We start from the raw sequence: 11,832 nt of genomic DNA on the forward strand, positions 1-11,832 counted from the left end.
GTGTAAGATATTGTATTGCCAGGAAACACAGTGAAAATATTAGTTACTGCTCCAACGATTTGAATTGTACTTGCTTCAGTGCTGCTAGTACTATTGTAAACCGAGACAGTACCTGATATAAGGAGTATCCCATCACTTTGCCATAGTATCATTGATTGTAATGCATCTTTGGCAGAGGGAATGGTGCTATTAGTTATGAGGAAATTCCCTGCAAATTCATTTGTTACTAGCTCGCAACTTGGATTTGGAGGAGGGGGCGGTGGACAAGGGTCTGGACAAATGATAGATAAAGGAGCGAAACAGCCAATATTTTTTTTAATCTTCAATACAACCCCTCCTTTTTAAGTTGTCTTTTACTACTATTAAATGTAGAAGCATGGCCGATGTGTTAAGAAAAGAAGAAAATGTTAAAAATTAAGATTGTCTAATAGGCTTACATCTTAACGTATCATTCATGTTATAGAAAAGAGTATATGTGAATAGACATGGGAAAAGAATGATCAGAATCTTTTAGACAAAAGGTGGTTGTATCCAATAGTACGAGGAATGTGGGACTTAATTTATAATTAACTGTATATTTACAAAAATCTAATAAAATCCATTTGTGATTTAAACGACATTAATATGCTTTAGATAAAATAGTCCTTGTAATGAATCAATTATTATGAGGAGGATTCACGTGGACAGAACTGCTTTAAGAAAAGTACAAGGCCTTATTGGATTATTAATGATTTTTGTATTGGCGTTTGTATCATTTCCGTGGAGTACATCAGTCAAAGCGGAAGAGAAGAAACAAGAAAAGATGCAGAGTGAGAAGAAGTTAGTTTTTCCAGTTGTAAGTGATGTACATATTAAAAACAGTGGAACGGATGATACGTTTCGCTGGAAAAGAGCGATTGAACAGTTTAATACACTTGCTCCAAAACAAGATGCATTTGTAATTGTAGGAGATTTTACTGATTCAGGATCGGTACAACAATATAATCGCTTCATGCAAGTGTATAATGAAAATGCAAATAAAGATGCGGTACGAATGAATTCTCTCGGTAATCATGATTATTGGAACGGCTTATCTGTAGAGGGAGCGCAGAAGCGTTTCTTAGAAAAAACAGGAATGGAATCGATTTATTATCATAAAGTGGTGAAAGGGTATCACTTCCTTGTTATGTCTCCGGAAGATGGGACAACTCATGGATATTATTCAGACAAGCAAATTAACTGGTTAAAAGAAGAAATGGCAAAAGCGCAAAAGGATGATCCAGAAAAGCCGATTTTCGTATTTTTACATCAACATATTAAAGATACAGTATACGGTAGCCAAGAGTGGGGAACGAAAGATAGTACGAAAATTAATGCAGTATTAAAAGAATACCCACAAGTCATTACGTTTTCAGGTCATTCTCATTATCCGTTAGATGATCCAAGATCAATTCATCAAAAAGACTTTACGTCTGTTGGTACATCTTCTGTAAGTTATATGGAAGTTGAAGGCGGTAAAGTACAAGGAAATATCCCGCCAGGAGCTAGTACGTTAAGCCAAGGTTTATTAGTAGAAGTAGATGATGAAGAGGTAACGATTAACCGTCGTGATTTCCATACGAATGCTTGGACGGGTGAGCCTTGGAAAATTAAATTGCCAGCAAAGAAAGAAACATTTACACATGTAGAAAATCGTGATAAAGAAAAGCCATACTTCGCTAAGGATGCAAAGCTTGCTGTATCAAATGTAACAGAAAACGCAGCAACAGTAACATTCCCGCAAGCATTGGATAACCTTCTTGTTCATTCTTATCGTGTACAAGCGAAGGATAAACAAACAGGTGAGATTAAAAATAAGTTATTAGCATTCTCAGAGTTTTACCGTGACCCAGTGCCGAAAGACCTTACATTTACGCTTGCAGGGTTAGATGGTGGGAAAACATACCTACTTGAAGTCGTCGCAATTGATTCATTTGGCAATGAAAGTGTGCAGCCGTTAACGGCAGAAATTACTACGAAAAAAGATAATATCGATCCGAATGTAAAAGTGCCAAAGGCTGATGTTTTCGATGTGAACTTTGCAGATGGTACATTTAAAGACAATTCACCATTTGTTACAAAAGGTGATGTGAAGGGCAATGTGACTATTGAATATGATAAAGCTTTGAAAAAGAATGTTATGAAGTTAAACGGGAAAGCAAATACATTTGGGTATCTGCCGTTTTCAGCAGCCCAAAAAGAAAAAGTAGCAAATGCATTTACGTTAGAAACTGTATTTTCAATGAATGAAATTCGTGGACAAGGTATTTTGCAAAATACAGAGAGTGGTGGAATTGGTTTTGAATCTACAGGAAGTGGAAATGTTGAATTGTGGGCTCATATTGGTGGTAGTTATAAACGTGTTGGCGTTCAGTTAGAAGCGAACAAAACATATCATTTAACAGGAACGTATAACGGAAATGAAGTAGCCATTTATGTAGATGGTAAAAAAGTAAATAGCCAACCAGCTCAAGGAAAAGTGTATCACCCGAACGTACCGTTTGCATTTGGAGCTGATCCAGATAGCAATGGAAATGGTGGCATTCCGTTAAATGGTCAAATTGCGCTAGCAAAATTATATAGTAAAGCATTAAGTTCTTCAGAAGTATTAGCAGCGTACAATGAGTTTTTTAATCGTACGAAGTTAGAGCAAGTAAACGCGTTATATGAAGAGCTAGGAAAAGTAAAAGCAGTGTTAGCTGGTACGTATGAATTTGGTGATAAGCCAGGTCAATACTCAAAGGAAGCATTTCAAGAACTAGAGAAAAGCTATAACACTGCAAAGCAAGCGTTTGAAAATATCGGAAGTACTGGGGAACAAATTATTCAAACGTATAACGAATTAAAAACAGCTAATGTAAACTTTGTACAATCTAAAGTAGCAGAAGAGCAACCAAAAACACCGAAAGAAAAATTAAAAATCAATATTGAATCTGCAAAAGTTGTAGTACAGAAAGCGCAAGCTGCGAATGTAACGGACGGTTCAGTGAAATCATTACAGCAAAAAATTACAGTTGCAGAAGCTGTATTAAAAGATGCGAAAGTGAAAGACGAACAGGTAGAAACGATGAATCGTACGATAGAGCATGCGATTTCACTCGTTGAAAAAAGCATGAACAAATAAGAGAGAAGAAAAAGAAGCTTATCATGATAGGCTTCTTTTTTGCTATACTAAAAGTAGTATAGAAAAAGGGTAATTAACTGTTACGATTTATTTAACCAATTATAACGAAAGTTAATTAAATATATCAGTAAGCCCTGCTAGTCAAGTGATTGGCTAGTAGTGAGGGTTAACTGCGGGCAATCCCTAAAGCTGATTGAACTACAACGTGGCTAGAAATGGCGAGCGTGAATGTCGCGAAAGCAGAAAAAATCAATCAGATGGTGCAAGGTTAAACCCTAAACACTAGAACAATGGGTCTTCCGCCTCGAATCATCTAAGTCAAAAGTGATAAGATGAACGTTCAACGACTATCTCGTATAACTGACGAGAGTACATCACAAGCCTATGGTGGTGGAAAAATCCTCTATCTCTAAAGAGATAAACATATAGTCTGCGCTCATGTGAAAACATGAGAAGTTCATAAGAGAACTGTCTAAGGAATTGCGCCCTTAGTTGAACGAGATAAATTTAATTAAATCTATTAAGTCTCATTGAATCTACCGAACACATGTGCTATGGTAGGTTCAATGAGGTAAGAATAATAATGAAATTTTCACGAGTTAGTCAAGTATCAGAATTAACAGGTTTGCATCCGAGTAGTCTTACGAGAATGCTGGTGGAACACGCTACTATTCAGAAGAACAAATCTTTCATTAAAGGAGTTACATTCTGATGATATTGGCGAAGAAAGTCAGACTAATTCCAACGCCTGAACAAGAAAAAGTGCTTAGAAACCATGCTGGCGCTGCAAGATTCGCTTATAACTATTGTAAAAGAATGAGTGATAGATACTATAAGCTATTTGGAAAATCTGTTTCACAGTTAGCTTTACAGAAACGATTTACAAAGATCAAGAAGCGAAAGAGATATGAGTGGTTAAAAGACATCAATGCACAAGTTCCCAAACAGGCTTCAAAAGATTTTGATACGGCGAGAAAACATTCGTTCAAAAAGTACAAAAATGGTTATCACACTTCTTATAAATCCAAAAAAGATTTAATTCAAGGATTTTATGCCAATTATGAAAGACTGGTTATAGGAAAGAAAGTAGTTCATATTCAGTCTATTGGAGAAGTGAAAACAAGCCAACAACTACCAAGAAATAAAAAACCATCCAATCCAAGAGTTACCTTTGACGGTCGTCACTGGTGGATGAGTGTAGGGTTCCAAGAAGACTTTGAATTACAAGAACTAACCGATGAGTCGATTGGTGTGGATATTGGTTTAAAAGAGCTTTTTGTAGCTTCTAATGGCATGAAAGAACGAAATATAAACAAAGATGCTAAGGTTAAAAAACTTTTGAAAAGGAAAAAGTCAGCACAAAGAGATATGTCGAGGAGATTTAAAAAAGGTGTAAAAATTCAATCTGCCGGATATGAAAAAGCGAAAGCTGAGCACCTGCGGTTATCTAGGAAAATTACGAATATCCGAAATAACCATATCCATCAAGCAACAGCTAAATTGGTGAAAACCAAACCAATGAGGATTGTTGTGGAAGACTTATCTATCTCAAACCTGTTAAAAAACAAAAAACTATCGAAAGCATTTTCATTTCAAAAATTACACTTCTTCTTTCAATGTCTGTCATACAAGTGCGAGAAGTACGGCACTGAGTATGTAAAAGCTGATAAATGGTTCGCTTCAAGCAAGATTTGCTCATGTTGCGGTGTAAAATACGACCATACAGTTCAACCAGAAGGACAGTGGAGTTTAAAAATACGTGAGTGGTGTTGTGCTTCATGCAATAGCCATCACGATAGGGATGTAAATGCTTCGATAAACTTATCAAGATGGGTAAAATAAATGCTTGATAATAGGAGGTAACGATACTGCATCGTGTTCTCGCAACCCCTCGTCCCTTCGGGGTTGCGAGAACACGATGAAGCACTAACTTGTGTAAATTTGATTGAATTGTATAGATTTAGTTAAGTTTATCGTATCGGAGCGAATAATTTGGAACAGAAAAAGCTAAAAAGAATTCTTGAATATGTATGGATCGCGGTTGTGCTCCTTGTAGGATATTATTTCTTAAAAGAGAAAAGTATTTGGGTTTTATTTTTAATGACTTTCTTATTAGCGGGTTTAGGCACGTTATTTATTAATTTCTTCTTTGATAGTGTAAATGCGTGGAAGAAGAAAAAGAAGGAGACGAAGTAAAGGGGGAATCTATGCAAAAGTGGAAGCTTATATATTAGGTGATTATCTTCTTATTGCTTGTAAGTATTGGAGTTTTTAAATACGCTACACCAATAGGGAATTGGGCATCGCTTACAGCTTGCATCGGCATATTCATCATTTTACAATCGTTAACGAGAAAACATAATAAAACAGGAAAATAGCCCGCCGTTTCATCGGCGAGCTATTTTATTATGCTTCTTTCGTCTCATCATTTGTTTTTTCAGTAGCTAAATGACTATGCTTTCTAGAGTAGAAGAAATAGAAGCATAAGCCGACTATAAGCCAAACTGCAAAGCTAATCCATGTTGTTTTAGACAAATTGATCATTAAATATAAGCAACAAAGAATCGCGACAACTGGTAATACAGGTACGAAAGGAGTACGGAATCCGCGTTTTAAGTCAGGATGTGTTTTTCGTAAAATAAGTACAGCACAGCAAACGAATGTGAAGGCTGTTAACGTACCGATGTTTACTAAATTCGCGAGTAAATGTAGGTCTAAAAGTCCCGCTAATAAAGCGGCAACAACGCCAGTAATCCACGTATTTAATAAAGGGATTTTCACTTTTTTATTTACGCGTGCTAACGCTTTTGGAAGTAAACCGTCGCGGCTCATCGCATATGAAACACGAACTTGTCCATACATAACGACTAAGAGAACGGTTGTCATTCCAGTCATCGCACCAACAGCGAGTAATCCTGCAATTGTATCTTCACCAACGAAATGCAATGCAAATGCAACTGGATCAGAAACATCTAATTGTGTATAAGGAACCATGCCTGTTAAAACGAAAGATACAATCATGTATAAAACAGTACAAATAAGAAGGGAACCGATAATGCCAATTGGTAAATCACGCTGTGGTTTTTTCGTTTCTTCTGCAGCGGTTGCGATTGCATCAAACCCTAAAAAGGCGAAGAATACAGTGGCAGCTCCAGTAATAATACCATCGTATCCGAATGGAATGAACGGTGTCCAATTTTCAGGCTTTACATATTTTGCGCCTGCAACGATAAAGGCAATGATAACAGCTAGTTTAATAAGAACCATAATATTATTAATGCGTGCACTTTCACGTATACCAAAACTTAAAAGGCCAGTAATAAGAAGTAAAATACAGACAGCTGGTAAATCGATGATACCACCTTTTCCAACACCGGGGGCCGAGGCGATTATGGCGGGAAGGTGTATGTTAAATCCTTGTAGTAAAGATTGTAAATAACCAGACCACCCAACAGCTACAGCTGCAACGGCAAGTAAATATTCAAGCATTAAACACCATCCGACGATGAAGGCGACGACTTCTCCGACTGTCATATATGCGTAAGTATACACACTTCCTGAGACAGGTATAGAAGAAGCAAATTCAGCATAACAAAAGGCTACACAAGCACAAGTAAATGCAGCGATAAGAAATGATAGCATAATACCAGGACCAGAATGTTTTGCTGCAACAATACCTGTTAATACAAAGATCCCTGTCCCAATTACGGCGCCGATTCCTAAGAACGTTAAATCGAGTGCAGTTAATGTTCTATCTAGTTGCTTTGGTGATTCAGTATTGAGCGCTTTTTTTCGTAATAATGACTTCATTTTGGACTCTCCCCTCGTTTTTCATTTCCATAACTGCGAATATAGTATGAGCCCATTAGAAAAGAGTACGTAAGTAAATGGAGGTACAGTTATGGTATGTAGTTTTTTAAAGTTTCTGGATTAACTTTATTATAATTCAGAATATTTTGTCAAATAAAAATTTAACAAATAAAATCCGGATGAATAGGGGAAACTATGTGCGGAAATGGATGCGGGTTAACAAATAGATTTATTTTATCCCACATTAACGGGCAGTAAAACTCCCACCTCAAAATTCGGCTGGAGCAAAGAAGTTAGGTGGGGGTCGGGCTGCCCGTAAACGCCCGATTGGTGAGGGCTCATAATCAGTGGGGGATGAACAAAACCCCCACTGATTAAAGTTTCACTTTATATAGTAGGAGAAGATGCTATGTTATTTTATTTTGAACTTGTCGTCATTTTACTTTGTACGAAATTAGCTGGTGATATTAGCGTTAGACTCGGTCAGCCTTCTGTACTTGGTAAATTACTTGTTGGTATTATTATCGGTCCTGCGGTGCTAGGTATTATTAATAGTTCAGAACTTATTGATGAGCTTAGTGAAATTGGTGTTTTGCTACTTATGTTTATGGCGGGACTTGAAACAGATTTAGAAGAGTTAAATCGGAATTTGAAATCGTCGTTTGCAGTAGCGGCTGGTGGAATTATTTTTCCTTTCATCGGTGGATATGTGACAGGACTGTTGTTTGGATTAATGCAATCTCACGCCATTTTTTTAGGATTATTACTTTGTGCAACATCGGTTAGTATTACAGTGCAAACGCTAAGAGATTTAGGGAAGATGAATACGAGAGAAAGTACAACGATTTTAGGTGCTGCCGTATTTGATGATGTAATTGTCGTTATTTTATTAGCGTTTGTTATGAGCTTCTTAGGAACGCAAGATGTGAATATAACACTTGTCATTGTAAAGAAAATTGTTTTCTTTGTAAGTATTGTTTTTATCGCATGGAAAGTCGTTCCTTGGATTATGAAAATGCTTGTGCCGCTTCGCGTAACAGAAGCTTTAATTAGCGCGGCTCTTATTATTTGTTTCTCTTTTTCGTATTACAGTGAAATGATGGGAATTGCAGGTATTATTGGAGCATTTGCAGCAGGAATTGCCATTTCTCAAACGGAGTATAAGCATGAAGTGGAACATAAAATTGAACCGATTGCTTATGCGATATTTGTACCAGTGTTCTTCGTAAGTATCGGAATGGAAATTACATTTCAAGGAATCGGGAGTCAGCTTTGGTTCATTATCATTATGACGCTCGTTGCGATTTTCACAAAGTTAATCGGATCAGGTTTAGGAGCAAGACTGACAGGATTCAATCTCCAATCTTCTATTAGTATTGGTGCAGGGATGGTGTCACGCGGAGAAGTAGCGCTGATTATCGCAGCAAATGGACTGACGGCGAATTTATTAGCGAAAGAAAATTTCACAGCGATTGTTATTGTTGTTATATTGACAACGATTATTACGCCGCCACTTTTAAAGAAGTATTTTGTATAGAGGGAAAGAGCTTATCTAACGTAGGTAAGCTCTTTTTATTTCAAAAAGCAATGGGCATGTAGCATGAGTGGTTTGTAATTATGGTAAAATCTATGTATATGATGTGGACGAGGAGAGGGATGTTTGAAGATTACGAAGGGGAAGGTTATAGGCGTAATCATACTTATTGCACTATGTATACCATTTACCGCATGGAAAGAATCAAAAAGTGAAATATTTTCCAGTTTCTATTTTTTCTTCCTATGTAGAAGATGAAAACCGAAAGACTATAAGTACACTGCTTTTGTACCTGACTTTGCAATTTGGATATATGGATGGGAAAAACAGAGATCTGAAGGTGAAATAACGTCATATAAAAAAGGGGATCGAACTGTAATTGTTCATCATCAACCTGGTAATGATGGTTTTTATCTATATGATACAAATGATATTAGAGAATATACGCAACCGTAAGAAGTGGAGGTTAAATAGTGAAAGCTTCAACATTACTATTTAAAATTGAAAATAATATGGATCAATTTTCACCAGCTGAAAAGAAGGTTGCCATGTACATAATGGAGAACGCAGAGATTGTTCCAAATTTAACGACAAAAGAAGTGTCTACAAATGCGGGATCGAGTGAGGCGAGTGTTGTACGTTTTTGTAAAACAATCGGTATTGGAAGCTTTAAAGCATTTAAGATAGCGCTTGTTCGTGAATTAACGATTGCTGATTATAATATTAACGATTTTTCAGTAATGAATAAGGAAGATGGACCGTACGATTTGTTTAATAAAGTTACGTATGTGAATAAAGCTGCAATTGAGGCAAGTGTTACGGCGATAGATAAGAAGGAACTTGAGAAAGCTGCAGATCGTATTGTAAATGCGGATAAGATCTTATTTTACGGCGTAGGTGGGTCAGCGACACCGGCGATGGATGGGGCGTATAAATTTACACGGCTCGGATTTACAGCGATGATGCTATCTGATTTTCATATGATGTTGCCGCTTGTGACGAATTTAAAAGAAGGCGATATATTTGTGGCAATTTCAACATCTGGGCGAACGAAAGATGTGCTTGAAATGGCGCAATATGCAAAGAGACAAGGTGCAACTGTTATCGGAATTACAAAACTTGACCAATCATCACCTTTATATAAAGAAGCGGACATTCGCCTTTGTATGCCGGATGTAGAGCAAGATCATCGTATTGCGAGTATTGCTTCGAGAATGACGCAACTGAATATGATTGATGCTTTATATGTGATTACTTTTAATCGAATTGGCAATAAAGTGCTGGATCAATTTATGGAGACGCGAGAAGAAGCTTTGCGGTTACGGAAGTTAAAGTAGAAGAAAAGATGAGGGGACTCATCTTTTTTTATCCCGCTATTTGCCGGGCAGTAAGCCCCCTCCCTCAAAATTCAGTGGAAGCAAAGAAAGTTAGGTGGGGGTCGGGCTGATTAAAGTTTCACTTTATTATCTTTGACAAAAATATGTCATGTTGTGAAATTTTATTTCATAAAATAAGAAAGAGTTATTGATTTTTAGTTTCTTAAAGTTATAATAAAAGTGTGAAATATAATTTCAAAGAGGGTGGCAATATGTTAGAAAATTTATCGACAGAACACCGTAATGAGAAAACGACGAATCTAGATGAGATGAGTATAAAAGAAGTGTTACAAAGTATGAATGAAGAAGATCGAACTGTTGCGTTAGCAGTTGAAAAAGAAATAGAACACATTGAAAAGGTCGTACAGACTGTTATTAAATCTTTTGAAGAAGAGGGCCGATTAATTTATATTGGGGCTGGTACGAGTGGCCGTTTAGGTATTTTAGATGCGGTTGAATGCCCACCAACATTTGGAACAGATGATAAAATGGTGCAAGGATTTATAGCAGGTGGATTGAAAGCGCTTACTAAGGCGGTGGAAGGTGCCGAAGATCGCGAAGAATTAGCAGAAGAAGATTTGAAAAGTATTGGCTTAAACGAGAAAGATACAGTGATTGGTATTGCGGCAAGTGGTAGAACCCCTTACGTAATTGGCGGATTGAAATACGCACATAGTGTGGGAGCAAGTACGGCGAGTATTTCTTGTAATAAAAATGCTGAAATAAGTAAGTATGCAAAACTCAATGTAGAAGTAGAGACAGGTGCAGAAATATTAACAGGCTCAACACGTTTGAAGGCTGGTACAGCGCAAAAATTAGTGCTCAATATGATTTCAACAGCGTCAATGATTGGTGTAGGAAAAGTATATAAAAACTTAATGGTAGATGTTCAATCTACGAATGAAAAGTTAGTAGAACGATCAAAACGAATTATTGTGGAAGCAACAGGAGTTAGTTATGAAGTAGCGGCAGAGTATTACGAAAAAGCAAATCGTAATGTGAAAGTTGCTATCGTTATGGTATTACTACAGTGTGAGTATGGGGAAGCACTAGAAAAACTAAAAGAAGCGAAAGGCTTTGTGAAGAAAGCATTATAAAGTGAAACGATAAGAATAGGGAGGGGGATTCTATTATGAAGAAAGAAGAGAGAATGGCCAAAGAAATTTCAGAGCAACTTGGGGGAATAAAAAATATTCGTGGCATTGCTCATTGTATGACGAGACTGAGGTTAACGCTTCATGATGAAAGTAAAGTGAATATGGATCTTTTGAAAAAGGTTGAAGGCGTTATGGGCGTCATTGAAGATGAAACACTTCAAGTTGTTGTTGGTCCAGGAACTGTAAATAAAGTAGCAGCTGAAATGGAAGTTTTAACAGGATTACGAATTGGTGAGGTTGCAGATCATCATCTTGAAGATATTGGTCAAGAGATTAAATCAGAGATGAAGAAGAAAAATAATACACCAGTGAAGAACTTTTTACGAAAAATAGGTAACATTTTTATTCCGTTAATACCTGGTCTTGTTGCATCAGGAATTATAAACGGAGTTGCTAACTTTGCGAAAAACGCTGGTGCTGATCCGAATGCTACATGGCTACAAATGTTACTACTCATTGGCGGCGGTATCTTTACATTTTTAGGGATTTTAGTCGGTTGGAATACAGCGAAAGAATTTGGCGGGACACCAGTTCTTGGGGCGATTGCGGGTATTTTAATTTTCAATCCGGCGATGGCAAATGTGAAATTATTTGGTGAGGCAATGGTACCTGGGCGGGGCGGATTGTTTGCAGTTATTTTTGCAGCGTGGCTTATGGTAGTAGTTGAGAGAAGAGTACGAAAAGCAGTGCCGAATGCAGTAGATATTATTGTAACACCGCTTATTACTGTATTAGCTGTAAGTATAGTAACGATGTTAGCGATTCAGCCAGCAGCGGGATTTTTATCTGATGGTATTACGAGCGGTATTAACG

General features: G+C 37.1%; 11 protein-coding genes and 1 pseudogene. 10 read left to right on the top strand and 2 right to left on the bottom strand.

Annotated features, from left to right (window positions below; all coding sequences use genetic code 11):
• On the bottom strand, positions 1–326 hold a 326-nt coding region (locus JDS92_RS27855; protein ID WP_199632894.1), incomplete at its 3' end, for an S-Ena type endospore appendage.
• Between the two features lie 353 nt (positions 327–679).
• Between JDS92_RS27855 and JDS92_RS27860 the strand changes: the two genes are divergently transcribed.
• From JDS92_RS27860 to JDS92_RS27875, 5 genes are all read left to right on the top strand, one after another.
• On the top strand, positions 680–3,142 hold the full coding sequence (locus JDS92_RS27860) for a LamG-like jellyroll fold domain-containing protein (RefSeq protein WP_141523616.1): 2,463 nt from the start codon (positions 680–682) through the stop codon (positions 3,140–3,142).
• A 583-nt stretch (positions 3,143–3,725) separates the two neighbouring features.
• Positions 3,726–3,854 carry a hypothetical protein gene (locus JDS92_RS31310; RefSeq protein WP_000672787.1) on the top strand — a complete coding sequence of 43 codons (129 nt, stop codon included), beginning with the start codon at positions 3,726–3,728 and terminating at the stop codon, positions 3,852–3,854.
• Complete coding sequence (locus JDS92_RS27865) at positions 3,854–4,984, top strand: RNA-guided endonuclease InsQ/TnpB family protein (RefSeq protein ID WP_199632895.1); 1,131 nt, start codon at positions 3,854–3,856, stop codon at positions 4,982–4,984. The genes JDS92_RS31310 and JDS92_RS27865 overlap by 1 nt, the downstream gene beginning before the upstream one ends.
• 150 nt (positions 4,985–5,134) lie before the next feature.
• The gene (locus JDS92_RS27870) at positions 5,135–5,338 is read left to right on the top strand and encodes a hypothetical protein (RefSeq protein WP_199632896.1); all 204 of its coding nucleotides are present in this window, start codon (positions 5,135–5,137) and stop codon (positions 5,336–5,338) included.
• 38 nt (positions 5,339–5,376) lie between these two features.
• Positions 5,377–5,520, top strand: coding sequence for a hypothetical protein (locus tag JDS92_RS27875; RefSeq protein ID WP_000583223.1), 144 nt, complete (start codon positions 5,377–5,379; stop codon positions 5,518–5,520).
• 28 nt (positions 5,521–5,548) lie between these two features.
• Here the strand turns inward: JDS92_RS27875 and JDS92_RS27880 are convergent, their stop codons facing one another.
• A complete protein-coding gene (locus tag JDS92_RS27880; protein WP_097957710.1) occupies positions 5,549–6,952 on the bottom strand; it encodes a branched-chain amino acid transporter BcaP in 1,404 nt (467 codons plus the stop codon).
• 409 nt (positions 6,953–7,361) lie between these two features.
• On the opposite strand from JDS92_RS27880, the gene JDS92_RS27885 reads away from it, so the two are divergent.
• The 5 genes and pseudogenes from JDS92_RS27885 to JDS92_RS27905 form a co-directional block, all read left to right on the top strand.
• A complete protein-coding gene (locus JDS92_RS27885; RefSeq protein ID WP_000899812.1) occupies positions 7,362–8,489 on the top strand; it encodes a cation:proton antiporter in 1,128 nt (375 codons plus the stop codon).
• Positions 8,490–8,612: 123 nt separating this feature from the next.
• Positions 8,613–8,942, top strand: a pseudogene (locus tag JDS92_RS27890) (outer surface protein).
• Positions 8,943–8,959: 17 nt separating this feature from the next.
• Entirely contained in the window at positions 8,960–9,823 is an 864-nt protein-coding gene (locus tag JDS92_RS27895) for a MurR/RpiR family transcriptional regulator (protein WP_000648150.1), read from the top strand.
• 251 nt (positions 9,824–10,074) lie between these two features.
• The gene (gene murQ, locus JDS92_RS27900) at positions 10,075–10,959 is read left to right on the top strand and encodes an N-acetylmuramic acid 6-phosphate etherase (RefSeq protein WP_199632897.1); all 885 of its coding nucleotides are present in this window, start codon (positions 10,075–10,077) and stop codon (positions 10,957–10,959) included.
• Between the two features lie 35 nt (positions 10,960–10,994).
• On the top strand, positions 10,995–11,832 hold an 838-nt coding region (locus tag JDS92_RS27905), incomplete at its 3' end, for a PTS transporter subunit EIIC (RefSeq protein WP_199632898.1).

This window comes from Bacillus cereus group sp. N12 (assembly GCF_016483575.1).
In the GTDB taxonomy this organism is placed as follows: domain Bacteria; phylum Bacillota; class Bacilli; order Bacillales; family Bacillaceae_G; genus Bacillus_A; species Bacillus_A toyonensis.